Annotated in this window: 22 protein-coding genes, 1 other RNA gene, 1 pseudogene and 1 riboswitch; all 24 genes and pseudogenes read left to right on the forward strand. The window is 54.8% G+C overall.

Annotated features, from left to right (window positions below; all coding sequences use genetic code 11):
* The first annotated feature begins 299 nt into the window (after window positions 1–299).
* Window positions 300–1,178: a glycine--tRNA ligase subunit alpha gene (gene glyQ / locus ACI3UA_RS01325; RefSeq protein ID WP_439723036.1), complete on the forward strand. Its 879-nt coding sequence runs from the start codon at window positions 300–302 to the stop codon at window positions 1,176–1,178.
* A 3-nt stretch (window positions 1,179–1,181) separates the two neighbouring features.
* Window positions 1,182–3,239 carry a glycine--tRNA ligase subunit beta gene (gene glyS / locus ACI3UA_RS01330; protein WP_439723037.1) on the forward strand — a complete coding sequence of 686 codons (2,058 nt, stop codon included), beginning with the start codon at window positions 1,182–1,184 and terminating at the stop codon, window positions 3,237–3,239.
* A gap of 77 nt (window positions 3,240–3,316) precedes the next feature.
* A complete protein-coding gene (locus ACI3UA_RS01335; protein WP_154406989.1) occupies window positions 3,317–3,526 on the forward strand; it encodes a hypothetical protein in 210 nt (69 codons plus the stop codon).
* A 237-nt stretch (window positions 3,527–3,763) separates the two neighbouring features.
* A complete protein-coding gene (gene dnaG / locus ACI3UA_RS01340) occupies window positions 3,764–5,569 on the forward strand; it encodes a DNA primase (RefSeq protein ID WP_439723038.1) in 1,806 nt (601 codons plus the stop codon).
* A 50-nt stretch (window positions 5,570–5,619) separates the two neighbouring features.
* Window positions 5,620–7,137 (forward strand): RNA polymerase sigma factor RpoD, encoded by a 1,518-nt coding sequence (gene rpoD, locus ACI3UA_RS01345; RefSeq protein ID WP_439723039.1) that lies wholly within the window; start codon window positions 5,620–5,622, stop codon window positions 7,135–7,137.
* 69 nt (window positions 7,138–7,206) lie between these two features.
* On the forward strand, window positions 7,207–7,887 hold the full coding sequence (locus ACI3UA_RS01350) for a tRNA (adenine(22)-N(1))-methyltransferase (protein ID WP_439723040.1): 681 nt from the start codon (window positions 7,207–7,209) through the stop codon (window positions 7,885–7,887).
* Window positions 7,884–8,681: a Nif3-like dinuclear metal center hexameric protein gene (locus tag ACI3UA_RS01355; protein ID WP_439723041.1), complete on the forward strand. Its 798-nt coding sequence runs from the start codon at window positions 7,884–7,886 to the stop codon at window positions 8,679–8,681. The genes ACI3UA_RS01350 and ACI3UA_RS01355 overlap by 4 nt, the downstream gene beginning before the upstream one ends.
* Before the next feature lie 73 nt (window positions 8,682–8,754).
* Window positions 8,755–9,126: RNase P RNA component class A (gene rnpB, locus ACI3UA_RS01360), an RNA gene on the forward strand.
* A gap of 76 nt (window positions 9,127–9,202) precedes the next feature.
* Window positions 9,203–9,404: riboswitch (cyclic di-AMP (ydaO/yuaA leader) on the forward strand.
* 17 nt (window positions 9,405–9,421) lie between these two features.
* On the forward strand, window positions 9,422–10,075 hold the full coding sequence (locus ACI3UA_RS01365; protein ID WP_439723052.1) for a C40 family peptidase: 654 nt from the start codon (window positions 9,422–9,424) through the stop codon (window positions 10,073–10,075).
* A gap of 236 nt (window positions 10,076–10,311) precedes the next feature.
* Entirely contained in the window at window positions 10,312–10,665 is a 354-nt protein-coding gene (locus tag ACI3UA_RS01370; RefSeq protein WP_439723042.1) for a dihydropteroate synthase, read from the forward strand.
* Between the two features lie 117 nt (window positions 10,666–10,782).
* Window positions 10,783–11,145: a dihydroneopterin aldolase gene (gene folB / locus ACI3UA_RS01375; RefSeq protein WP_439723043.1), complete on the forward strand. Its 363-nt coding sequence runs from the start codon at window positions 10,783–10,785 to the stop codon at window positions 11,143–11,145.
* A 133-nt stretch (window positions 11,146–11,278) separates the two neighbouring features.
* Complete coding sequence (gene dprA / locus ACI3UA_RS01380) at window positions 11,279–12,400, forward strand: DNA-processing protein DprA (protein WP_439723044.1); 1,122 nt, start codon at window positions 11,279–11,281, stop codon at window positions 12,398–12,400.
* A 65-nt stretch (window positions 12,401–12,465) separates the two neighbouring features.
* Window positions 12,466–14,724, forward strand: coding sequence for a type I DNA topoisomerase (topA, locus tag ACI3UA_RS01385; protein WP_439723053.1), 2,259 nt, complete (start codon window positions 12,466–12,468; stop codon window positions 14,722–14,724).
* On the forward strand, window positions 14,717–16,039 hold the full coding sequence (gene trmFO, locus ACI3UA_RS01390) for a methylenetetrahydrofolate--tRNA-(uracil(54)-C(5))-methyltransferase (FADH(2)-oxidizing) TrmFO (protein ID WP_439723045.1): 1,323 nt from the start codon (window positions 14,717–14,719) through the stop codon (window positions 16,037–16,039). The genes topA and trmFO overlap by 8 nt, the downstream gene beginning before the upstream one ends.
* A 139-nt stretch (window positions 16,040–16,178) precedes the next feature.
* A complete protein-coding gene (hslV, locus tag ACI3UA_RS01395; protein ID WP_439723046.1) occupies window positions 16,179–16,727 on the forward strand; it encodes an ATP-dependent protease subunit HslV in 549 nt (182 codons plus the stop codon).
* Window positions 16,728–16,785: 58 nt separating this feature from the next.
* A complete protein-coding gene (gene hslU, locus ACI3UA_RS01400; RefSeq protein WP_439723054.1) occupies window positions 16,786–18,189 on the forward strand; it encodes an ATP-dependent protease ATPase subunit HslU in 1,404 nt (467 codons plus the stop codon).
* Between the two features lie 214 nt (window positions 18,190–18,403).
* Window positions 18,404–19,174 (forward strand): annotated as a pseudogene (gene codY / locus ACI3UA_RS01405) (GTP-sensing pleiotropic transcriptional regulator CodY); the annotation flags it as partial.
* Window positions 19,175–19,791: 617 nt separating this feature from the next.
* On the forward strand, window positions 19,792–20,211 hold the full coding sequence (flgB, locus tag ACI3UA_RS01410) for a flagellar basal body rod protein FlgB (RefSeq protein WP_439723047.1): 420 nt from the start codon (window positions 19,792–19,794) through the stop codon (window positions 20,209–20,211).
* A 64-nt stretch (window positions 20,212–20,275) separates the two neighbouring features.
* Window positions 20,276–20,737: a flagellar basal body rod protein FlgC gene (flgC, locus tag ACI3UA_RS01415; RefSeq protein WP_439723048.1), complete on the forward strand. Its 462-nt coding sequence runs from the start codon at window positions 20,276–20,278 to the stop codon at window positions 20,735–20,737.
* Window positions 20,738–20,751: 14 nt separating this feature from the next.
* The gene (gene fliE, locus ACI3UA_RS01420) at window positions 20,752–21,054 is read left to right on the forward strand and encodes a flagellar hook-basal body complex protein FliE (RefSeq protein WP_439723049.1); all 303 of its coding nucleotides are present in this window, start codon (window positions 20,752–20,754) and stop codon (window positions 21,052–21,054) included.
* A 53-nt stretch (window positions 21,055–21,107) separates the two neighbouring features.
* On the forward strand, window positions 21,108–22,697 hold the full coding sequence (gene fliF / locus ACI3UA_RS01425) for a flagellar basal-body MS-ring/collar protein FliF (protein WP_439723050.1): 1,590 nt from the start codon (window positions 21,108–21,110) through the stop codon (window positions 22,695–22,697).
* A gap of 11 nt (window positions 22,698–22,708) precedes the next feature.
* Complete coding sequence (gene fliG / locus ACI3UA_RS01430) at window positions 22,709–23,725, forward strand: flagellar motor switch protein FliG (RefSeq protein ID WP_439723055.1); 1,017 nt, start codon at window positions 22,709–22,711, stop codon at window positions 23,723–23,725.
* A complete protein-coding gene (locus tag ACI3UA_RS01435; RefSeq protein ID WP_439723051.1) occupies window positions 23,718–24,521 on the forward strand; it encodes a FliH/SctL family protein in 804 nt (267 codons plus the stop codon). The genes fliG and ACI3UA_RS01435 overlap by 8 nt, the downstream gene beginning before the upstream one ends.
* Before the next feature lie 109 nt (window positions 24,522–24,630).
* Window positions 24,631–25,932, forward strand: a complete 1,302-nt coding sequence (gene fliI / locus ACI3UA_RS01440; protein ID WP_439723056.1) for a flagellar protein export ATPase FliI — start codon at window positions 24,631–24,633, stop codon at window positions 25,930–25,932.
* The last annotated feature ends 15 nt before the right edge of the window (window positions 25,933–25,947 follow it).

The following is a 25,947-nucleotide window of genomic DNA, read 5'->3' on the forward strand; positions in this document are numbered from 1 at the left end:
TTTTTTTTGGTAGACTTGCACCTAGCAATGATAAAGAGGAGTAGCTTCGGTGCAGATGGCGGTGCTGTCTGCGCAGACAGCGAGCAGGGATGGTGAAAGCCTGCGCATGGAGCGAAGGGCGCTTTGGAGCGGAATTTTATATCCAATTGAGGCGGAATGGAAAGAGGCTTTCCATTCAAGCAGGGTGGAACCGCGAGTTTGGCATTCAGCGATGTAATTACTCGTCCCTGTAACATTTAGCAAAATGTTACAGGGGCGTATTTTTTTGCACTGTAACATCATCAGAGGAGGTTTATTTTATGAAATTTCAGGAAATCATCCTGGCATTGCAGCAGTTCTGGTCAGAGCAGGGCTGTATTCTCGGCGAGCCTTATGATGTGGAAAAGGGCGCCGGTACCATGAATCCGTTTACTTTTTTGCGCGTACTGGGGCCTGAGCCGTGGAACGTGGCTTATGTGGAGCCGTCCCGCCGCCCGGCTGACGGCCGCTATGGCGACAACCCGAACCGCCTGTATCAGCATCATCAGTTCCAGGTTATTATGAAGCCGTCCCCTGACAATATTCAGGAGCTGTATCTGGCTTCTCTGGAGCGTCTGGGCATCAATCCGAAGGAGCATGATATCCGCTTCGTAGAGGACAACTGGGAATCTCCTACCCTGGGCGCCTGGGGTCTGGGCTGGGAAGTATGGCTGGACGGCATGGAAATCACCCAGTTCACCTATTTCCAGCAGGTAGGCAGTCAGGACATCAAGCCGACCGCCGTGGAGATTACCTACGGTCTGGAGCGCCTTGCCATGTATATTCAGGGCGTGGAGAATGTATACGACATTCAGTGGACAGGCGACTACACCTACGGCGATGTTTTCCATCAGAACGAGTTTGAGCAGTCCACCTATGCCTTTGATTTGTCTGATGCTGATTTGCTCTTTGATTTGTTTGATAAATATGAGGCGGAGGCTGTCCGCGTTATTGATAAGGGCTGTGTGCATCCTGCCTATGACTACGTATTGAAATGCTCCCATGCCTTCAACCTGCTGGATGCCCGCGGTGCCATCAGCGTTTCCGAGCGCGCCGCCTTTATCGGCAGGGTAAGAAAGCTGGCACGCCTCTGCGCCCAGTGCTATTTGAAACAGCGTGAGGAGCTTGGCTATCCTATGATGGGAAAGGGGAGTAAATAAGACATGAGCAAGACTTTATTATTGGAAATCGGTACTGAGGAGGTTCCGGCTCATGTAATGCCGGGTATCCTGTCCCAGCTGAAGGAAAATGCGGCAAAGACCTTTGAGGGACTGCGCATTGAATACAAGAATATCAGAACCCTCGGCACGCCGCGCCGTACTGCCCTGATTGTGGAGGGGCTGGCGGAGCAGCAGGCTGACCTGTCCAAGGAAAATCGCGGCCCTGCCGTGAATATCGCCTTTGATGCCGATGGCAATCCGACCAAGGCGGCTCAGGGCTTTGCCCGGGGCCAGGGTGTCAAGGCAGAGGATCTGGTGACCAAGGACGGCTATGTATACGCCATGGTACATGAGGTGGGCGGCAAGACCAGCGACCTCCTGAGCGATACCCTGACCGGGCTGGTAAACGGCCTGAGCTTCCCGAACAACATGCACTGGGCAGACCTTGACTACAAATTTATCCGCCCGCTCCGCTGGCTGGTGGGCCTGTACGGCGACGAGGTGATTGACTTTGAGGTAGCGGCTGTGAAATCCGGCCGTGTTTCCCGCGGTCACCGCTTCCTGTCCGAAGGTGATTTTGAAATCGCCTCTGCTGATGCCTACGAGGAGGCTTGCGAGAAGCAGTTTGTGATTGTGGATCAGAATAAGCGCTGTGACATGATAAGAAAGCAGATCGCAGAGGTTGCCGAGGCAAACGGCGGCAAGGCCGAAATCAACGAGGATTTGCTGGAGGAGGTTCTCTATCTGGTAGAGTATCCTACTGCTCTCTGCGGCAAGTTCGATGAGAAGTACCTGAAGCTGCCGGCAGAGGCTGTCATTACCCCGATGCGCGACCATCAGCGTTACTTCCCTGTATTGAAGGACGGAGAGCTTCTGCCGCTCTTCATCACCATCCGCAACGGCGGCAGTGAGTTCCTTGAGACCGTGCAGCACGGCAATGAGCGCGTGCTCCGCGCCCGCCTTGAGGATGCCCAGTTCTTCTTTGATGAGGACAGGAAGAAGTCCCTTGCAGAGCACGGTGACAAGCTGAAGACCGTAGTGTTCCAGGAGGGCCTGGGCTCCATCTACGACAAGGCACAGCGCCTTGAGGCATTGTCCGCCTATATCGCAGATGAGCTGCAGGTGTCCGGGCAGGAAAAGGCGGATGCCGTCCGTGCCGCCAAGCTGGCCAAGGCTGATCTGGTAACCGGCATGGTGACCGAGTTCACCGAGCTGCAGGGCATCATGGGCCGGGAGTACGCCCTGCTGGACGGGGAGAATGCCGCCGTGGCACAGGCTATCGACGAGCACTACATGCCGCGCTTTGCCGGTGATGCCCAGCCGTCTTCCGTTGCCGGGCGCATTGTTTCCCTGGCCGACAAGATTGACAATCTGGTGGCAACCTTTAGCCGCGGCCTGATTCCTACCGGCTCCCAGGACCCGTTTGCCCTGCGCCGTCAGGCCCTCGGCATCGTCAACATGCTGAATGAGGCCCAGTATCACATTTCCCTCAGCGGCCTTGTGGCAAAGGCTATGGAGCTTTTGAAGATTGCCGACAGCAAGGCACAGGAAAAGATGCAGGCTGACGTGGCTGATTTCATGAAGCTGCGCCTGAAAAATGTGCTGGCAGAGGCAGGTATCCGCTATGACGTGGTGGATGCGGTATTTGTAGATATTGACGACATCTACGGCGTTTCCCTCCGTGCCGCCGCTGTCAACGAGGCAGTAAAGCAGGATATGGAAAAGACCATTCAGGCCTTTGTCCGCACCGGCAATATTGCCCGCAAGGCGGAAGCAGCTGCTGATGTGGATGAAACCGCATTTGTCGAGCAGGTGGAGAAAGAGCTGTATGCGGCTTATCAGGCTGCGGCCGCAAAGGCGGAGAGCCAGCTGGCAGCACAGGATTATGCAGCTGCTATCGCCGGACTGTCTTCCCTGGCTGCGCCGATTGATGCCTTCTTTGACGGCGTTATGGTCATGGACAAGGACGAGAAGGTCAGGAATAACCGCCTCGGCCTTTTGAAGCTGGTTGATGCACTTGTATGCAAAATTGCTGATTTCAGTAAAATTGTGCTGGCTTAAAGAAAATTTTACTCCACAATAATTGCAATCTATGATATAATTATCTCAACTTTTGTTGTAGAGGGGAGATTTAGTAAATGACTCAGGAAGCAATCGAACAGATTCTCAAGGAAAAAATCGCCGAGGAGCGCAGCAAGCTGCCTACCCACGAGTACATTGACCTGAACGCTGTAGCAAATGGCCGCGGTGTTTCTGACGCAGGTCTTCTGTATCTGAAGGCTGTTGACACTGCTCTGGATATCATGAGCAAGAGCGTAGCTGCTACTTTGGCACAGGTTGTAAAGTAATTACGCGTTATAGAAGCTATATTGGAGGACTGCTGCATGCTGGCAGTCCTTTTTCTATTGACTTGTGGTGATTTTTCTATTAGAATGAAAAAATGACAATTTTTCGGCAAGTTTTTTGCGAAAAAAAGAGGAATTTTGCTGTTTATATAGAATATATGTCAGTGCAGTAACATATTTGTGATTTTTGAAGTTTGAGTTTTGCAGGCTGCAGGGCGGAAAGGTGGAGAGAGCGGTTCTATGTCTGAGCGTGGAATGATATCGAAGGAGTTCGCGGAAAAAGTGCGGGCTTCCGCTGATATTGTGAAGATTATCTCAGGCTACGTGTCCCTGAAAAGAAAGGGGGACAGGTATTGGGGCTGCTGTCCTTTTCACAACGAAAAGACGCCTTCCTTTTCCGTGAAGCCTGACGATGGTTTCTTTTACTGTTTTGGCTGTCATGCGGGAGGCAATGTATTCAAGTTTATCTCCATGCATGAAAATGTGCCGTATTATGAGGCTGTGGCCAGGGTGGCGGAGGAGCTGAACATCCCCCTGCCCAGAAAGGAGCAGACGCCGGCACAGATTGCCAGGGAGAAGCATATTGATGAACTGCGGCAGGTTAATCAGCTGGCAGGGAATTTCTTCCATAATTGTCTTACGATGACCGTGTACGGTAAGAAAGGGCTGGCGTACTTTCGCCAGCGGGGAATTGACGAGGAGACAATCAAGGAGTTTTCCCTGGGGTTTGCGCCTGACGCCTGGGACAAGCTTTCTTCTGCCTTTGTGCAGAGGGGGATAGCCCCGGAGCTTTTGGTTGAGTGTGATTTGGCGCGCCAGCGGCAGGAGGGCGGCCTTTATGACCGGTTCAGGAACCGCGTGATGATTCCCATCAGGGATGACCGGGGCAGGATTGTCGGCTTTGGCGGGCGCATCATCGAGGCATCTGCCAGGGAGCAGGCAAAGTACCTGAATTCAAGGGAAACCGTCCTGTTCAACAAGCGGCGCCTGCTGTTCGGGCTGGACAAGGCATACCGCCATATTGAAAAGGCGGGTTTTTCCCTTGTAGTTGAGGGATACATGGATGTAATATCCGTGTATGCCGCCGGTATAAAGAATGTAGTGGCATCCCTGGGGACAGCCTTTACCAGGGAGCAGTGCAGGAAGCTGCTGCGGTATGCGCCGGAGATTTATTTCTGCTATGACAGCGATGCGGCGGGGCAGAATGCGATTTTTCGCGCCATTGATGTGGCAAGCGAGATGGAAAACGCCGTTATCAGGGTGGTGCAGATGCCCGATGGCAAGGACCCGGACGAGTTTATCAGAAAGCACGGGGCTGATGCCTTCCGGCAGGTTGTCCGGGGGGCTGTGCCGATGGTGGAGTTCCAGCTGCAGTATATTGTAAAGGATATGGATTTGAACAGCCTTGAGAGCAGGCTGCAGGCCATGGCAAGGATACTGCCCGTTCTGTCCGGGGTCAGGAATCTGGTACAGCGCAATGCCTATGTGGCCAGGGCGGCCCAGATTCTCGGCGTGGCCGAGAGCGAGCTGTCCAATGAGCTGGAGCGGCAGAATCGAGGACGATACGGCGGCTACCAATCCCAGCCTGCCGGGAGCGCCAGACCTGTCCTGCGCCGGGCGGATGATGCCCTGCGACGGGCGGGCAGGGTCGTTATCAGGGCTGTGTGGCAGGAGCCGGTAACGCTGGAGCATTTTGTCAGCATGGTTCCGCTGGATGCCGTGCCGGATGAGGTGCAGGCCGCTGTCCTGCGCCAGATGGCGCTTTTTATCAGGCAGGGGGAGCGGCTGACCGATGTGATGCAGTTTGCCAGCCTGGGGGAGCAGGCCGTGGAGGAGCTGTCCAGGGCTCTGGTGGAGGAGCAGGGACAGCAGGATCTGATGGAGCTTTATGGCGACTGCGTGAAGCTGCTGCGCAAAAACTACCTGCACGGCCAGTTTGAGCTTCACCGCCTGAAGGCGGACAGGCTCAGCCGCGAGGGTATGAGCGGTTATTTGGAGGAATTGGCGCTAAGCCAAAAAATAAAAAACGAAATGGATGAATTATAAGGTGACGACTAGCTTAGATTTATTGATGCTGGAGAAATGGAGGAAACTCGATGGCTGATGTTAAGGAGAAAAAGAAAATTAGCTCTAAGACAGGTGCTGCCGCCAGAAGGACTGCCAGAAAGCCAGCAGTGGCGAAGGAGGCCGCTGACAGCGGTCTTGAGGAAGCGAAGCAGAGCAGTGGCATGATTATTGCGGACCTTTTGGAAAAGGGCAAGCGCAATGGCGGCACCCTTACCTATGGAGAGGTAGTGGAGGCTCTGCAGAAGCAGGATATTTCTCCGGATGAGATTGAGGCCCTGTTTGAGAATTTTGGCAAAAAGGGCGTGGAGATAGCCGATGATACGGATTTGACCCCTGAGGATCTGGAGAAGGATGAAGATCTGCAGGATGTGGACACCGATGTGGATCTGAGCGTGCCGGAGGGCATCAACATTGATGACCCTGTGCGCATGTACCTGAAGGAAATCGGACGTGTGCCGCTTCTGACCGCCGAGGAGGAAATCCATCTGGCCACCGACATGGAGGCAGGCGTAAGGGCTGAGCGGCGCATCCGTGCTGACAAGTATATCAAGGCCTACCTCCGCAATCCGGGCAAGGTGCTTACGGTGGGCAAGCTGGCCAGAAAGCTGGGCGTCGATAACAGCGTGGTGGCGACCTCCATGCTGGGCGATGACAACGAGATGGTCAGGGCACTGCGGGATATGCACGGCATCAAGGATGATCCGGAGGAAAATGACAGCAAGAGCTATCGTCAGTACAATGCAGATCTGGAGGAACTGGAAATACCTCTGAAAACGCTGGAAGCTGAGGATATGAGGAAGCTGAACGCCGATATCAACAATGGTTCCGAGGCACAGAAGCGTCTGGCGGAGGCCAATCTCCGTCTGGTGGTGAGCATCGCCAAGCGCTATGTGGGTCGCGGCATGCTGTTTCTGGATCTGATACAGGAGGGCAACCTGGGCCTCATCAAGGCTGTGGAGAAGTTTGACTATACCAAGGGGTACAAGTTCAGCACCTACGCTACATGGTGGATACGGCAGGCCATCACCAGAGCCATTGCGGATCAGGCCCGTACCATCCGCATACCGGTGCATATGGTAGAAACTATCAATAAGCTGATTCGCGTGTCCCGGCAGCTCCTGCAGCAGCTGGGCAGGGAGCCGACCCCGGAGGAAATCGCCAAGGATATGGAGATTACGGTGGACAGGGTAAGGGAAATCATGAAGATTGCCCAGGAACCTGTATCGCTGGAAACGCCTATCGGCGAGGAGGAGGACTCCCATCTGGGCGATTTCATCGAGGATCATGATGCCCCGGCCCCGGCGGAGGCGGCTTCCTATATGCTCCTGAAGGAGCAGCTGACGGATGTGCTGTCCACCCTGACGGAGCGCGAGAAGATGGTGCTGGAGCTGCGCTTCGGCATCAAGGACGGCAGGGCCAGAACCCTTGAGGAAGTGGGACAGAGCTTCGGCGTTACCAGAGAGCGCATCCGCCAGATAGAGGCGAAGGCGCTCAGAAAGCTCAGGCATCCGAGCCGGAGCAAGAAGCTGAAGGATTTCCTTGATTGATTGCAATTTATGAGTGTAAGTGAGCCTTACACTCTTTTTCTTTATTTCTTTAATGATGCTGGAGGTTTTATGTTGCTGGATGACAGGTTGGAAGCGGTGGCGGCTTTTGTGGAAGCCGGCGGGACGGTGGCGGACGTCGGCACCGATCATGGCTATTTGGCCATGGAGCTGAAAAGGCGCGACGAAAGCCGCAGGGTGATAGCGGCGGACAAAAATGCAGGCCCCTGCGGGGCGGCGCGCAGAACCCTGCGTGAAAATGGCATGGCGCAGGCCGTGGAGGTGCGGCAGGGTGACGGGCTGGCGGCGCTGGCTGCCGGGGAGGCGGATACCGTCTGCATTGCCGGTATGGGCGGCAAGCTGATAGCGGATATTCTGGCGGCCCAGCCGGAGGTTTTTGCAGGGCTGAGGTCGGCTGTTCTGCAGCCCCAGAACGCATTTGCCCTTCTCAGGAGCTGGCTCTATGAGCATGGCTGGCATATTGAGGATGAGGCGCTGGCCAGGGTGGATGGCAGGGTGTATCAGATTATCCGGGCTGTGCCGGGGGAGGCTGATATGCCGTCGCGGCCGGAGCTTCTCATCGGGCCGGTGCTTTTGAAAAAGCGTCCCGCCTTGTTCCGGGAGCATGTGGAGAACAATCTGGAGGCGCTGGCCAAGGTGCTGGCAGGCATGAGGAAGGGGAGCAGTCCTGACAGGCAGCGCCTGCAGGAGCTGGCAAAGGATATGATGGAGCTGGAGGCGATGCTGAAATGAAATGTCAGGTAATTGTGGATATGCTGGAAAGGCTGGCACCGAAAAGGCTGGCGGAGGAATGGGATAATCCCGGCCTGCTGGTAGGCTCCTTTCAGCAGGAGGTAAAGAAGGTGTACATCTGCCTTGATGTGAGCCTGCCTGCCGCTCAGGAGGCGATTGCCTGCGGCGCGGATATGATAATAGCCCATCACCCGATGATTTTCAAGGGAATTCGCCATGTGCGCACCGATTTGTACGACGGCAGGCTGCTGCAGCTGCTTTTGAGCCATGATATTGCCGTGTATGCCGCCCACACAAATCTTGATATCGCCACCGGCGGCGTCAATGACGTGCTGGCGGCGGCCGTGGGGCTGGAAGGCTTGGAAGGGCTTGCGGCAACGGATGAAGGGGCAGGGGCGTTCATCGGCAGAATCGGCTGCCTGCCGGAGGAAAAATCTCTGGATGAATTTGTCCAACAGGTCAAAAAAGGACTGCATGCACCCTGTGTCAGGGTTGTCCGGGGAAATGACAGGCCGGTGCGGAAGGTGGCGCTCTGCAGCGGCGCCGGGGCTGAGTTTATCGGCAGGGCCGCCTTCAAGGGGGCTGATGTGTATCTGACCGGCGACGTGAAGTACCATGATGCCCAGAAGGCGGTTCAGCAGGAAATCAACCTGATTGATGCCGGGCATTTTGCCACCGAGTTCCCTGTGGTGGCCGTGCTGGCAGATTATCTGCGGCAGGAAGCGGCGGCTTTGAAGAAGCCGCTGGAGGTGATTACGGACACGGTATCCGCAGATTTTTTTGAGTACGCCTGATTTGTATGATAAATCCTATCTATTATGTAGGAAATTGACAGCGATTTTTGTTTATGCTATAATATTGCCGTTATAAGTGTGAAAGACAATCGCTGGCGCGGCGTACCTGTACGTGTGCGCTTGAGGAAAGTCCGGGCTCCACAGGGCAGTGTGCTGGATAACGTCCAGCGGGGGTGACCCCAGAGAAAGTGTCATAGAAACGGAAACCGCCTAAGCAGGCCCTGCCTGCCGGCAAGGATGGAAAGGTGCGGTAAGAGCGCACCAGCAGCCAGGTGACTGGCTGGCTTGATAAACCTCACATGGAGCAAGACCGAATAGGGAAGGATACGAGGCGGCCCGCTGACCTTCCGGGTGTGTCGCTAGAGCTGTCAGGCAACTGGCAGTCCAGATAAATGATTGTCACCGCTCAGGCGGAACAGAACTCGGCTTATTGAGCACTTATAATTTTTTAAAAATTTTTTTGGCATCAGGCAGGATTTTTTCTGTTGATGTCGAATGTAAAAACAAGAAGTGGGTTTATTTTTTATAAAAAGCCTAATCCAGCCCAGGAGCGGGGGAACCAGATTCTTAATTCTAGTGCGGATGCTGCAGGGGTATACGCGGCAGAGGCATAAAGGTTATTGGGGTGAATTAAAAGCGGCGGCTTCGGCAAGACCGTGGAAAAAGGGTGTATCTCCATCCTAACCCGACAGCTAACCTCGCAGGCGAAAAGAGAGAGGAGTGTCTTTTTGGGTAGTTTAATGCGTATTTTTGCGCTATCCATGGTAATGATGTGCTGGTTTTCCGCGGTGGCTTTTGCATCAGCCTTCCGCATGGGGGATCAGGGCAGTGAGGTAGCGGAGATTCAGGGACAGCTGGCTAGCCTTGGTTATGATGTGGCGGCAGATGGGGATTTCGGTCCTGCAACGGCAGAGGCTATAAAGTCCTTTCAGAGTGCGAGGGGATTGGAGCCTGACGGACTGGTAGGCCCAAGCACCTATTCTGCGCTTATGGGACGCAGCATGCCCCAGGTAAGCCGTAGTTCAAACTACATTTCCCGCAGGATTGTGGCCAATTCCATGAATTACATCGGTGTGCCTTACGTTTTCGGCGGCACATCCCCGAGCGGCTTTGACTGCTCCGGCTATGTGCGCTACGTGTTTGCCAACGCAGGCATTTACCTGCCGCGCACGGCAGATGCGCAGTATGAGGTTGGTACGCCGGTATCCCGCAGTGAGCTGGTGCCTGGTGATCTGGTCTTTTTCTCGACCTATGAGTACGGGCCGTCCCACGTAGGCATCTATCTGGGTGATGGCAGCTTCATCAACGCCTCTTCCAGCCGTGGCGTGGCTATTGATTCTTTGTATAGCGGTTACTGGGGTTCCTGCTACATTGGTGCCCGCAGGGTGCTGTAAAATTTGTTTTTAAGGGGCGTGTCCGCCCCTTGTTTTTTTGCAAAAAAATAGAATCGGCATAAGCCAATCCTATTCAATCACTGAAAATGTCCTCCCAGAATGTGTAGGCAATCATCATCAGGATTAAGATTAATACGGCGATATCTCCCATTGTGCCTCCTGTGTGCCTGTGCGGCGGCCGTACCGGCAGCCGTCACGAAGTCCGATACATACATTATAGTAGAAAGAGGTTGTTTATGCAAATTGTACAAATAAATAATATGCAGGAAGCGGCGGCGGCTATGCAGGCAATCGGCGTGACGGGGCGCGGCATAGAGATTATGTCTGAAAAGGCGCTGTTTCAGGCAATCAGGCTGGAACGGGTTGACACCAGGGCGGCCAACATATTGAAGCAGACCATGCTCAGCCAGGGGGGCGAGGCGGCCGTTTCGGCGGCTACGGTAAATCTGGCGGCGCCCTATACGGATGTGCTGGTGCTGGCAACGGCGGCACAGCTGCGGCGGGCGATTCCGAGGCTGAAGGAGCAGCCCTGGGGGCTGAAGGGCATTGCCGACGAGCTGGCAATGCATCTTGATAGCCTGACAAAGTGAGTAAATATTGCCCATAAGTCCTATTTTTTACATTTTTTTGCTGACTGGCAGGAAATGGGATGTTTTTGGCGAAATAATAAAGCGACATAATTGTATTTAGAATGGAGATGAGTTGTTGTGGCAAAAATCAGACTGGTCAACATGATGCTCTACGGCTTTCACGGAACCTATGAGTATGAGCGTGAGCTGGGACAGAAGTTTTATTTTGATGTGGAAGCTGTGACGAAGGACGATGATGTAATCGAGAACGATGAAATGAACGACAGCGTTCATTCTACGGCTATCTATGCCACGGTGAAGGAAACCGTGGAGAATAAACGCTTCAGCCACATGAGGGCGCTGGCGGGGCATATTGCTGACAAGCTGCTGGGGCAGTATCCGAACCTGGCCCAGGTGACTGTTACCGCCCGCAGGAATAACGCAACTATTACCGGGCCGATGGATTACGTGGAGGTTGAGGTCACGAGGCGGGCCAGGTAATAATATTATAATAATATATAAATATGTATATTAAAGCTGTTAATGAAATATAAATTAACAGCTTATTTTTTTTGACAAAATATTGATTTTTGTAAAGAAAAGAGCTATTATAGCGGCAGGCGAGGTGAGAGGTGTGGAAAACTTTTTTCTGGCCGCCCTGCAGGGGATTGACGGGCTGGGCGGCACAAGGATAAGGCGGCTGACGGATTATTTTGGTTCGGCCGCAGAGGTATGGAAGGCCGCCGAAGGGGAGATTGCGGTGGCCGGGATTCTGTCAGGCGGCATGCTGGAAAAACTGCTGCATGCCAGAAGGGAAAAGCCGGACTGGCCGGAAAGATTGCAGGAGGAATGCGGCCGGAAGGGCATCCGCCTCTGCTCGGAGGCCGATGCGGCCTATCCGGTGCTTCTGAGGGAAATACGCAATCCGCCGGCGGTGCTCTTTTACCGCGGCACCCTGATGGGGGACAGGCCGCGGCTGGCCATGGTGGGCTCCCGCAGGGTGAGCGCTTATGGCAGGAATGTGGCGGAGAGCCTGGGACGGGCACTGGCGGGGCATGGCTTTGCGGTGGTCAGCGGGGCGGCGCTGGGTGTGGATACCTGCAGTCACCGGGGCGCACTGGCAGAGGGCGTGACGGAGGCGGTGCTGGGATGCGGCGTAGATGTGGCATATCCGCCGGTCAATGGCGGCTTGCTGGCAGAAATCGCGGAAAAAGGGGCGGTGATTTCTGAATATCTGCCCGGCACGAGGCCGCTGGCCGCCAATTTTCCTGCCAGAAACCGCATCATCAGCGGCATGAGCCTGGGCACCATAGTGGTGGAGGCGGCCAAAAGGAGCGGTTCTCTGATTACGGCAGAAATGGCCGTCAGCGAGGGGCGGGATGTCTTCGCCGTGCCGGGCAGTATTTTTTCGCCTGTCAGCATGGGGTGCAACAGGCTGATTCAGCAGGGTGCCAAGCTGGTTATTGACAGTTGTGATATCATTGAGGAGTATCCTGAATTTGCAAAAAAATGCAGCAAACAGAAAAATAATGATGAAAAAAATAAAACTCATGCTATAATAACGGAGACAGAGGAAGAAATTCTACGCGTGCTGAGCTTTGATGAACCTCTGTCCATAGACGAGGTTATTTACCGCCTGCATGGCGGCGATGTTGCCAATGCAGCGTTTGTATTATTGCAGCTGGAATTTAAGGGGTTAGTACGGTCTGATGACCTTCACCGCTATGTCCGTACAGTGAAGGAAGGAGTTTTGTGAGCAAGGTGCAAGCTGAAGCTGAAATAAAGGAAGAAACGGCAGCCGGAGCGAAAAAGGTGGCAAAAATGGCCAGAACCGCCAAGGCTGCCGGCAGTGCCAAAAAGACAAAGGCGAAAAAAGCCGCCAAGGGGGGGACGCTGGTACTGGTGGAGTCGCCTACCAAGGCCAAGACCATAGAGCGTTATCTGGGCAGGGGGTATACCGTCCGCGCCTCCATGGGGCACCTTCGGGATCTGCCCAAGAGCCAGTTTGGCATTGACGTAGAGAATAATTTTGAGCCGAAATATATCAACATCCGGGGCAAGGGGGATTTAATCAAGGCCCTGAAAAAGGATGCGGCCAAGGCTGACAAGGTATATCTGGCCAGCGACCCGGATAGGGAAGGGGAAGCCATCGCCTGGCATCTGGCGCATATTTTTGACATAGACGCCGAAAGTCCCTGCCGCATTGTTTTTAATGAGATAACCAAGCCTGCCATTCAGGCGGCCATCAAGGAGCCGCACCCTATCAATATCGACAGGGTGGATGCCCAGCAGGCACGGCGCATGCTGGATCGCATAGTGGGCTACAAGCTGAGCCCTCTGCTCTGGCGCAAGGTCAGGAAGGGCCTTAGTGCCGGGCGGGTGCAGTCCGTGACCGTGAAGCTCATCTGCGACCGGGAAAAGGCCATTCAGGCCTTTGTTTCCCAGGAATACTGGACGATTGACCTGAAGCTGAAAAAGGGCAAGAGCAGCCAGTTCAGCGCCGAGCTGGTTGCCATGGAGGATGATTTCTCCCGCAGTGGCCAGATGATAGGTGACATGCCTGCCATCAAGGGCTACAAGCTGGATATTCACAACCAGCAGGATGCAGAGCGCGCCGCGGCAAGGGCGGCAGAGGGCGTGTGGTCCGTGGCCGAGGTGAAGAAGCGCCAGAGAAGCCGCAGGGCGGCAGCGCCTTTTACCACCTCCAGCCTGCAGCAGGATGCGGCCAGAAAGCTGGGGTTTACCTCCCGCAAGACCATGATGGTGGCCCAGCAGCTGTACGAGGGCATTGACCTGGGGCGCAAGGGGCCGTCCGGCCTTATCACCTATATGCGTACCGATTCTACCCGCATTTCGGAGATGGCCCAGGCAGAGGCGAAGGAGTACATCATAGGCAGGTTCGGGCAGGAATACTACCCGGAAAAGGCCAATATCTATTCCGCCAGCAAAAAATCCCAGGATGCCCATGAGGCCATCCGCCCTACCAGCGTAGGCTTTGTGCCGGAGGAAATTGAAAAATATCTGAACAAGGATCAGTTCAGGCTGTACCAGCTTATCTGGCAGCGCTTTGTGGCCAGCCAGATGGTACCGGCCGTTTTTGATACGCTGTCCGTCAGGCTGGAAAACGGCGGCTGTCAGGCGGCAGCCAGCGGTTCCCAGCTGAAATTTCCGGGCTTTCAGGCCGTCTATATCATGGCGGACAATGAGGGCGACAAGGACATGAATTTGCCGGAGCTGGCCGAGGGGGATGAGCTGCGGCTCATGAAGACGGTGCCGAAGCAGCATTTTACGGAGCCGCCGCCGAGGTACAACGATGCCTCCCTGGTCAAGCTGCTGGAGGAAAAGGGCATAGGGCGCCCTAGTACCTACGCCCCGATTATTGAAACAATTCTGGCCCGCGGCTATGTGTCCCGCATCAGCAAGGCCTTCCAGCCAACGGAGCTGGGCTTTGTGGTGGTGGATTTGCTGGAGGAATACTTCAAGGATATTGTGGACGAGAAGTTCACGGCCACCATGGAGAGCAGGCTGGACAGCATTGCCGGTGGCGATTTGGACAAGTACAAGCTGCTGAGGGATTTTTATACGCCTTTTGCGGAGGAACTGGCCAAGGCTGACGAGGCTATCGGCCATGTGGAGCTCCCCGTGGAGGTGTCCGATGTGCAGTGTGATTTGTGCGGACGCATGATGGTGGTGAAGCAGGGGCGCTTTGGCAAGTTTTTGGCGTGCCCGGGATTTCCGGAGTGCCGCAACACGAAGCCTCTGTTAAAGGATACGGGAATCAAGTGCCCGAAGTGCGACGGCACCATCGTGGAGAGAAAATCCCGCCGGGGCAGGAATTTTTATGGCTGCAGGAATTATCCTGACTGTGACTTTGTCACCTGGGATATACCTATGGAGGAAAAATGCCCGCAATGCGGCAGCCTGCAGCTAAAGCATGTGTACCGCAATGGACGGGTACTGCCGTATTGCAGCAATGACAGCTGCAGTACGCGCGTCAATCACCCGATAAATAAAGAGTTGGAAAAGCAGCGTGAAAAGGCTGCCAAAGCGAAAGAGAGTGCTGAGAATCCTGATGAATAAGGTTATTGTCGTAGGTGCCGGCATGGCAGGCAGCGAGGCTGCATGGCAGGCGGCAAGGCGGGGGATTCCCGTGGATTTGTATGAGATGCGCCCTGTGAAAAATACCCCCGCCCACAAGACAGATTTGTTTGCGGAGCTGGTGTGCAGCAATTCCCTCCGGGGCGCCGGGCTGGAAAATGCCGTAGGCGTGCTGAAGGAGGAGATGCGCAGGCTGGGCTCCGTCATTATGGAGGCGGCGGATGCCACAAGGGTGCCGGCCGGCGGCGCACTGGCGGTTGACAGGCTGGGCTTCAGCAGATATGTCACCGACAGGGTGAGCGGCCATCCGCTGATAAACGTCATTCATCAGGAGCTGGAAGAGATACCCTTTGAGCCTGATGCCGTGACCGTCGTGGCCAGCGGGCCGCTGACGGCGGGGAAGCTGGCAGAGGCCATCGGGGAGCTGATGGGGCAGCAGTATCTGTATTTTTACGATGCGGCCGCGCCCATCGTCACCCTGGATTCCATTGATATGTCCAAGGCCTGGAAGGCCTCCCGCTACAACAAGGGGGAGGCGGCCTATATCAACTGCCCGATGGACAAGGCGGAGTATCAGCGTTTCTGGCAGGAGCTGGTAAATGCGGAGAAGGCGGAAACCCACAGCTTTGAAAAGGAGATTTTCTTTGAGGGCTGCATGCCGGTGGAGGAAATGGCTTCCCGGGGAGAGGATACCCTGCTGTTCGGGCCGTTGAAGCCGGTGGGATTGGAGAATCCCCATACCGGGCGGCTGGCTCACGCGGTGGTGCAGCTGCGGCAGGATAACGCCGAGGGGACGCTCTATAACATTGTAGGGTTCCAGACGCATTTGAAGTGGCCGGAGCAGCGGCGGGTGTTCGGCCTGATTCCGGGACTGGAAAATGCCGAGTTTGTCCGCTATGGCGTCATGCACCGGAACACCTTCATCAATTCGCCGGAAACCATGAAGCCGACATTGGAGTTCAGGCACAGGAAAAACCTGTTTTTTGCGGGGCAGATGACCGGCGTGGAGGGGTATGTGGAATCAGCCTCATCCGGGCTGGTGGCAGGCATCAATGCCGCCCGCATCTGTCAGGGGCTGGAGCCTGTCGTCTTTCCGGCTGAAACAGCCCACGGCTCCCTGTGCCACTACATCACTACGGCGCCGGCAAAGCATTTTCAGCCCATGAATGTGAATTTTGGCATCATGTCGCCTATCAAGGAGAAAATCCGTGACAAGAAGCTGAAAAAACAGCGTATTGCCCAGAGGGCGCTGGATATGCTGGATGAGTTCAGCCGGAAAAACAATATCGTGGTCTGAGCCGCGCCTGTTTTCGGGGCAGGTCCCTGCAGAGCAGGCCGTATTGCACTGCGGGCCGAACTGCACTGCAGGCGGGATATGGCGGTACGGGCCGGGAATTGTATCATTTGCAGCAAAAGGTTTGATTAGGAGTTTACATATGGAGAATCAGTTTCATGCGACGACAATCGTTGCAGTCAAGAAAAATGGCAGGGTGGCTATAGCCGGTGACGGTCAGGTGACCTTCGGTCAGAGCACCATCATGAAGGCTACGGCGCGGAAAATCCGCAAGCTGCACCACGGCAAGGTGCTGGCGGGCTTCGCCGGTTCCGTGGCAGATGCCTTTTCCCTGTTTGAAAAGTTTGAGGCAAAGCTGGAGGAATACAACGGCAACCTGCAGCGGGCTTCTGTGGAGATGGCCAAGGACTGGCGCACCGACAGGGTGCTGAGAAAGCTGGAGGCGCTGCTGCTGGTAGCTGACAAGGATAATATCCTCATGCTTTCCGGCAACGGCGAGGTAATCGAGCCGGACGGGGGCGTGTGCGCCATCGGCTCCGGCGGCTTTTATGCCCTGTCTGCCGCCCGCGCCCTGGTGGAGCATACCGACATGGAGGCAAAGGATATCTGCACCGAGGCCATGAAGATAGCCGCCGATATCTGCGTGTTTACCAACCATAACATCCGCGTGGAGGAGCTGGCCGGGGACTAAGGCTCCCGTCAGGGGCAGTATTGGCAGTGTATCCGGAGAAACGAGAAGCAGGAGGTCAATTGCATTGAACGAGCAGACACCAAGACAGATAGTAGAAGCATTGGATAAATATATTGTAGGCCAGAAGGAGGCCAAGAGGGCGGTGGCCATCGCCCTGAGAAACCGCTGGCGCAGCAGGCAGCTGGACAATGCCAGCATGCAGGATGATATCGTGCCGAAAAACATCCTCATGATAGGCTCCACCGGCGTGGGCAAGACCGAGATTGCCCGCCGCCTTGCCAAGCTGGTGGATGCGCCTTTCATCAAGGTGGAGGCAACCAAGTTTACGGAGGTGGGCTACGTAGGCAGGGATGTGGAGTCCATCATCAGGGATCTGGCGGAAATCTCCGTGCGCATGATACGCCAGCAGCGCGTGCAGGAGGTGCAGGAAAAGGCCAGGGAGATGGCAAAGGAGCGTATTCTGGATGTGCTGGTGCCTGAGCCGAAGAAATCCACCAATCCTTTTGGGCAGCTCTTTGGCAACCTTGCCAATAACGGTGAGGCGGAGGAAGAAGCTGTGCAGGAAGACGAGCCGAAGCAGTATCAGGCAGGCCGCGAGTGGTGCCGCAAAAAGCTGGAGGCCGGCGAGTACGAGGACAAGATTATCGAAATCGATGTGGAGGACAGCAGCAAGCCGATGGTGGGCATGTTTGCAGGCTCCAGCCTGGAAGGCATGGGCGACAACCTGCAGGATATGATCGGCAGCATGATGCCGAAGCGCCGCAAGAAGCGCAAGGTAACTGTGGAGCAGGCCAGGAAGCTGTTCCAGCAGGAAGAGGCCATGAAGCTGGTTGATATGGAGGAAGTGCAGGAAACCGCCGTCAAGCTGGCAGAGAACAGCGGCATTGTCTTCCTGGACGAGATTGACAAGGTGGCTGTCAGCGGCAATACCGGCGGCCATGATGTTTCCCGCGAGGGCGTGCAGCGCGATATTCTGCCGATTGTGGAAGGCTCCACCGTCATGACCAAGTACGGCGCCGTGAAGACCGACCACATCCTCTTTATTGCGGCAGGCGCCTTCCACACCTCCAAGCCGTCCGACCTCATTCCGGAGCTGCAGGGGCGCTTCCCTATCCGCGTGGAGCTGAAATCCTTGAAAAAGGACGATTTCAAGCGCATCCTTACGGAGCCGCAGAACGCCCTTTTGAAGCAGTACAAGGCGCTCCTTGGCACGGAGGGCATCAATCTGGAGTTTGCTGATGATGCCATCGACCGCCTGGCACAGCTGGCCTGTGATGTCAATGCCCAGAATGAAAACATCGGCGCCCGCCGCCTGCATACCATTCTGGAAAAGCTGCTGGAGGAGCTGTCTTTCAGTGCGCCGGAGCTGGAGGAAAAGGATGTCCTCATTGATACGGATTATGTGAACAATGCCCTGCAGGATATTGTTGTGAACCATGACCTCAGCCAGTTTATCCTGTAATCAGACAGAAAACGTGTTCAAATCGCCAAAAGAATCTAATTATTGGATAAAATTATAAAATTTTTAGAAATAATCACAAAATATTGTGATTATTTCTTTTTTTTATGGTACAATATACTCTAGTATGAAAACAGTCAATACCTAATGTTTATTCTGCATATTGAACGGATTTTTATATGATTTTGAGTGAGATGTAAAGAAGGAGGATGTGTCGATGTCAACACTTTTGGAGCGCACCAGAAAGATAAACCGCGTCCTGCAGCGGTTTCACAATGTGGATTACAAAGAAATGGCCACAGTGCTGAGCAATGTGATTGATGCCAACGTTTATATAGTTGATACCAGCGGCGTGATTTATGGCTGTGCTTTTCTGGATGATTTTGAATGCGATGTGATGATGGATCACGTAGTGGTGCCGGGGAAGTTCCCGAAGCACTACGTGAACTGGCTGAAAAAGATTGACGAAACGGCGGCCAATATCCGTTCCAAGAGCGGCGCCTGCGCCTTTGGCGAAGAAAATACCATGTGCAAGTTCAATGGCAAGAACACCACCATTGTGCCTATCTACGGAGTAGGCGAGCGCATCGGTACGCTGATGGTGGCAAAGTATGATGTGGATTTCTCTGACGACGATCTCTTGCTGGCGGAGTATGGTGCGGCCGTAGTGGGCATGGAAATGCTGCATGACAGGGCAAGGCGCAGCCAGGAGGAAAGCCAGAAGCGCGAGACTGTGCGCATGGCGCTCGGCACCCTCTCCATTTCCGAGGGACAGGCCACCATTGCCATCTTCAGGAAGCTGAAGCAGAAGGATGGCCCTGTCAATGCCTCCAAGATTGCCGATATGCTGACCATCACCCGCTCGGTAATCGTCAATGCCCTCAGAAAGCTGGAGTCGGCCGGTGTCGTAGAGCCGAAGTCCCAGGGCATGAAGGGAACCCACATCAAGGTGCTGAATGAATACCTGTGGCACGGCGTGGAAGAGCTGGCCGATGAAACCGAGATGAACATTGACGAGATGTTTGCCGAGTACGGCAGGAAGCTGACGAAGCAGTACGTGGAGAACCATGCCAGGGAGCATAATGTATCCAGCAACGGGGATATCCGCGCGCTGGCCAACAAGATATGGGAGAGCCAGCTGGCGCTGAATCTGGATGTGGTTGACCTGACGGACATAGATCTGGACAAGGGCTACAAGCTCTACGCCGAGGACAACGGGCTGGAGATTGCCGAGGTGAGCCCGGAGGATATGCTGTCCTGGTACGTCAGGAAGTTTATACGCAAATAACTATGGCTGTGATGCAGGGGAGGTGCCTGCATGTGTCTGCTGCCGCAGGAGATTTTTTCCTGCGGCATTTTTTGTGCTTAAATTTTGTGTCAGCTCGCCTTTGCAGTTGCAACTTTTGCACTATTTTTTGCTCTTTATGAAGCTAAAATGAAAAATTACTTCTTTAATTGCGAAAAAAATGCTAGAATATAAAAGGGAATGAATATTTATAGGCCGAGGAAAAGGATTTTCGCTTTTTGTGTCGTATATAAGACTTGAAGAGTATGACAGGAAGCGCGGCCTGAATGAGATTTTGAGAGATGAGGAAGTGAATCTTTATGCTGGAACAGATATTGAATTCACCAACCATGGATTATATGCAGAGGGGACTTGCGGCTGCGAATCTCCGTCAGGAGGTTATCAGCAACAACATTGCCAACGTGAACACGCCGAAGTTCAAGCGCAGCGATGTGATTTTTGAATCCCTGCTGGCCAAGGAGCTGGGGTTGGATGAGGATAAGAACAAGCTGAAGCTGGTGCGCACCCGCGACAAGCATCTGCCGATGGCGCCGCTGAATGGCAAGGCGTCAGCCGTGATACAGCTGGATGACAGCACCACCATGCGGGTGGATGACAACAACGTGGACATTGATGCGGAGATGGCGAGCCTGGCCAAGAACCAGATTTATTACAACGCCATGGCCAAAAAAATCGGCAGCTATATCCAGGGCATCAAAACAGTAATAACGAGCAAGTGAATTTGAGCATGAATAAGAAATTCTAATTACAAATAAGCATTTTATATGGAATGGGGCAGGTTCAATGAGTATGTTTGGCGGTATTGATGCTGCGGCCTCCGGCCTGACAGCGGAACGTCTGAGGATGGATGTTATATCCAACAATATAGCAAATGTGAATTCCACGCGCACGGTGGACGGCGGGCCGTTCAAGCGCAGATATGTTATTTTCCAGCCCAGGGAGGCGCAGGAGAACAGCTTTGCCGGCATGCTGGCCGGGGAGCTGGGGCGCAGCAAGGGCAGGAAAAACCGTGCCGGGGACGGCGTGCGTGCCCTGGGCATCGGTGTGGATGATTCGGTAGGCAAGCTGGTGTATGACCCTAACCATCCGGATGCTAATGCTGACGGCTATGTGGAGATGCCGAATGTGGATATCGTAACCGAGATGGTGGACATGATTACAGCTTCCAGGGCCTATGAGGCCAACGTGACGACGATAAATGCCGCCAAGAGCATGGCGCAGCAGGCACTGAATATAGGCAAGTAAAATGAGGTGACATGATGGAGATAGAAGCACTGCAGATGACGCCTGTAAAGATGCGGGCGGAAAGTCATCTGGGAGAGGAGCAGCCGCAGCAGGCGCTGCCGACCTTTGGCGAGTACCTGAAGAACGCCATCGGTGAGGTAAACAGCTTACAGAAGGAATCTGACAGGATGAGCGCGGCTCTGGCCGCCGGTCAGGTTGAGGATATATCACAGGTCGTAATCGCCGCTGAAAAGGCTGATATTGCCGTTCAGCTGACTTTGGCTGTGCGCAATAAGGCCGTGGAGGCATATCAGGAAATCATGCGTATGCAGGTATAATTTTTGAGCGGATTGGCAATTATATTATTACTGCGTAGCAAGGGGATTTGGTAATGGGCGATTTGAAAGAGAAATACCTGCAGCTGTGGGGCAGGCTAACCAAAAGACAGCACTATCTGGCTATCGGCGGCGCCGTGCTGCTGGTGGTTGCCATCGTGGCGGCCAGCTTTGCCTTTGGCGGCAAGCCGGACATGGTTCCGCTGTTCACCAACATGGAGACAAAGGATGCCGGCGAGGTTGCTGCCAAGCTGAAGGAAACCAAGGTAAATTATGAGGTTCAGGAAACGAAGCAGGGGACTACCATACTGGTGCCGTCTGCGGATGTGCATGAGGCGCGGCTGAGCCTGGCCACGGAGGGACTGCCCCGGGGCAACAAGGGCTTTGAGATATTCGATGACAGCAAGCTGGGCGTGACTGAGTTCCAGAACAAGGTAAATTACCTGCAGGCACTGCAGGGTGAGCTGACGCGCACTATTGAGCAGATTGCGGCTGTGGAAAAGGCCAGGGTGCATATTGTCCTGCCGGAAGACAGCCTTTACAAAAAGAATGAGAAGCCGGCTACAGCTTCCATCATGCTGAAACTGCGGCCGAACATGGAGCTGAACAAGAAGGAAGTCAAGGGTATCGTAAATCTGGCTTCCAGAAGCATTCAGGGACTGCTGCCGGAGAATATCACCGTCGTGGACGAGACGGGCAGGATTCTCAATGACCCTGACGATGAAGAGGAAAACAACGTCAGCCAGCAGACCATGACCCAGCTGGACATGACCCGCAAGGTGCAGGAGCGCATGCAGCGGGATGTGCAGTCCATGCTGGATCAGGCTCTGGGCGAGGGGCATTCCTATGTCCGCGTCAATGTGGAGCTGGACTTTGACCAGCGGCAGACCGACAAGCAGACCTATACGCCGGTGGTGGATGATTCGGGCATTATCCGCAGTGAACAGACCATCAACGAGGCTTACAGCGGCACGTCCACATCGCCGGGCGGCCCTGCCGGTACCCAGTCCAACGTGCCTGGATACGTGGCACAGGACAACAACAGCAATGCCAACTACTCCAAGAAGGAAACCACCAAGAACTATGAGATAAACGAGGCCAAGGAAAAGACGGTGGCTTCGCCTGGTTCCATCAAGCGGGTGAACATTGCCGTGCTGGTAAATGAGGACATCACCCAGGCACAGCAGGAGAGCATTCAGCGTTCCGTGGCTTCTGCCGTGGGCATCAATCCTGACCGGGGCGATACGGTGTCCGTTGAGCCGCTGCCGTTCAGCACGGAGGCCGCCGACAGGCGTGCCGCCGAGGAGCAGGCCGCAAAGGATGCGGAGAATATGAAGATTATGCTGATTGTGGGCCTGATTCTGCTGATTATCGGCGGCGTGGCAGGTTACTTCTACTGGAAGCGCAAGAAGCGTTTGGAGGCAGAGCAGGCCGCTATCGAGGAAGCCGAGAGGCTGGCCGAGGAGGAAAGATTGCGTTTGGAGGCAGAGCGTGCCGCCTTGCTTGAGAGCGGCGAGATAGAGCCGGAGGAAATGACCGAGGAAGAGCAGGAGCATCTGTCCGAGCGTCAGACTATCGAAGAGCTTATTCGCAACAAGCCTGCCGAAATGGCTATGCTTGTTAAGACCTGGCTGTCGGAGGATTAATCGTCATGGATATGTATGGTAACAACGAGCCGGAGCTGACAAATCAGCAGAAGGCCGCGATATTGTTTATAGTTTTGGGGCCTGAGTATTCATCCATGCTGTTCAAGCACATGAATGATGAGGAAATCGAAAAGCTGACGCTGGAGATTGCCAATCACAAGCAGGTTACCCCGGAGGAAAAGAGAGCCGTTGTATCTGAGTTCTATCAGATGGCCATGGCGAAGAATTATCTGTCCCAGGGCGGTCTGGAGTATGCCCAGAACATTCTGGAAAAGGCACTGGGGGCAGAGCGGGCGTCTACCATTATCAGCCGCCTGACCACCAGCCTGCAGGTACGTCCTTTTGACTTCCTGCACAAGACGGACCCGGCCCAGCTTCTGAACTTTATTCAGAATGAGCATCCGCAGACCATTGCGCTGATTATGGCCTATCTGGACCCTGACCAGGCGGCGACGATTCTCACGTCGCTGCCGCAGGACAGGCAGGCGGAGGTGGCCAAGCGCATCGCTGTCATGGACAGGACGTCGCCGGAGGTTTTGCGCGAGGTGGAGCGCGTGCTGGAGCGGAAGCTGTCGGCGCTGGTTACCCAGGATTTCACCGATGCGGGCGGCGTAAAGGCCATCGTGGAGGTGTTGAACCGGGTGGATCGCACCACGGAGAAGTCCATTATCGAGAATTTGGAAGTGGACAATCCGGAGCTTACCGAGGAAATCAAAAAGCTCATGTTTGTGTTCGAGGATATCGTCATGCTGGACGACCGTGGCCTGCAGCTGGTACTCCGCGAGGTGGACAACAAGGATTTGTCCCTGGCCCTCAAGGCTACCAATCAGGAGGTTGCCGAAAAGATATACAAGAACATGTCCAAGCGTGCCGGCGATATGCTGCGTGAGGAAATCGAGTACATGGGCCCTGTCAAGATTCGCGATGTAGAGGAAGCCCAGCAGAAGATTGTAAATGTCATCCGCAAGCTGGAGGATAAGGGTGATATCGTCATTTCCCGCGGAAAGGGTGACGAAATGATTGTCTAGGTTAATAAAATATGCTATCTATGATGACGAGCCGAAGATAGTTCAGGTGCCTGCCCCTGTTGTGAGCCGCGTGGCTGAGGAAGCCGAGGAAGCGGAGCAGGAGGAAGCCCTGAATGCCGAGGCTTTGGAGAATATGCTGGAAACCATCCGCCAGAAGGAGGAGCATGCTTCCCGCATGCTGAATCAGGCCAAGGTTGAGGCGGAGATAGTCAAGCAGGAGGCCAAGGCCGCCGCCGACAAGGTTATGGAGGTTGCCAGAAACCGCGCCGAGCAGATTCATGAGGAGGCCAGGCAGCAGGGCTATGCTGCGGGCCTTGAGGAAGGGCGCAGGGATGGCGCGGAGCAGATAAGGCAGGAACAGCGCCAGATTCTGCTGGATGCCAATGCCAATGCGGAAAGGACTATCGCGGAGGCCAGGGAATCCTGCCGGGATTATGTGATAGGCGCGGAAAATACCATCGCCAATATGGTGATGCGGATAGCCGACAAGGTGCTGCCACAGCATTTTATAGATGTGCCGCAGCTGATACTGCCGCTGGTGCGGGAGGCCATCGGCAAGGTAAAGGACCAGCCCCATGTGCTGGTGCGTGTGGCGCCGGAGGCCTATGAGCTGGTGATGATGGCGCGGTCGGAGTTCCAGTCCCAGCTGGAGGGAAGTGCCACGCTGGAGGTAAAGTCCGATGAGACGCTGAAGAGCGGCGACTGCGTGCTGGAATCGCCTAACGGGCTGGTGGATGCCGGGCTTGCCACCCAGCTGGAGCTGGTGAAGCAGGCGATAATAAGCGTGATGAAGTAGTAAAGCAATTGGGGAAGTTTAGTGGCTTAACGATTGAGTAATTGAGCAATTGAGATAGTCGGGCTGGCGACAGCCGTGATGTTGGGGATATGGTAGAGTGGAGCTTGGTATTAATCTGGAGAAATTCAATGAAGCCATTGACAGATGCAAATCCATGAGCATGCTTGGCAAGGTTGTACAGATTGTCGGACTGGTAATCGAGTGCAGCGGGCCGAATGTGAGCATGGGTGAGCTTTGCTATGTCCAATCCCATTTTGCGGGAGTGGAGCCGCTGCCGGCAGAGGTGGTGGGCTTCCGCGAGGGATATGTGCTTCTGATGCCACTGGGAGAAACAAAGGGCATAGGCCCCGGCTGTCAGGTGGTGTCGGCACAGAAGGTCCTGCAGGTAAAGGTGGGGCCGGAGCTTTTGGGCCGGGTAATAGACGGCCTGGGCAATCCGATAGACGGCAAGGGGCCTATCCTCTGCCGGCAGGAGTACCCGATACAGGCAGATCCTCCTGCACCGCTGGAGCGGCCTGTTATCAATGATTCCCTGTACGTGGGTGTCCGTGCCATTGACGGCCTGATTACCATGGGGCAGGGACAGCGTATCGGCATCATGGCCGGCAGTGGCGTGGGCAAGTCCACCCTGCTGAGCATGATTGCCAGAAATACCGAGGCCGATATCAGCGTTATCGCTCTGGTCGGTGAACGCGGCCGTGAGGTAAAGGAGTTTATTGAGCGCGATCTGGGGGAGGAAGGCCTGAAACGCTCCGTGGTGGTGGTGGCTACCTCGGACAAGCCGGCGCTGGTGCGCATCAAGGGCGCCTTGACGGCTACGGCCATTGCCGAGTATTTCCGTGACCAGGGGCGCAAGGTCATCCTGATGATGGATTCCGTCACCCGTTTTGCCATGGCACAGCGGGAGGTGGGGCTGACCGTCGGGGAACCGCCGGCCACCCGCGGCTATACGCCGTCGGTGTTTGCCCTGCTGCCGAGGCTTCTGGAAAGGGCAGGAACCAGCGCCAAAGGGTCCATTACCGGCATCTATACGGTGCTGGTGGATGGCGATGATATGAATGAGCCTATTGCTGACGCAGTGCGCAGTATTCTGGACGGGCATATCGTGCTTTCCAGAAATATTGCGGCGCAGAACCATTTTCCGGCCATTGATGTGCTGGCCAGCGTCAGCCGTGTTATGTCGGCGGTGGTGCCGCAGGAGCACATGGAGGCGAACCGCAGGCTCCGCGCCCTGATGGCGGTGTACAAGGAGGCTGAGGACTTGATTCACATTGGCGCTTATGTCAGGGGGTCAAGCCAGAAGATTGACGAGGCCATCCAGAAGATTGATGCGATAAACGATTTTCTGTGCCAGGGAGTGTTCGAGGTGCAGGGATTTGAGGAAACCATTCAGAGGCTGGAAGGAATCTGATGCAAATGTACGCTG

The organism is Anaerovibrio sp., from assembly GCF_051866355.1.
GTDB lineage: Bacteria > Bacillota > Negativicutes > Selenomonadales > Selenomonadaceae > Anaerovibrio.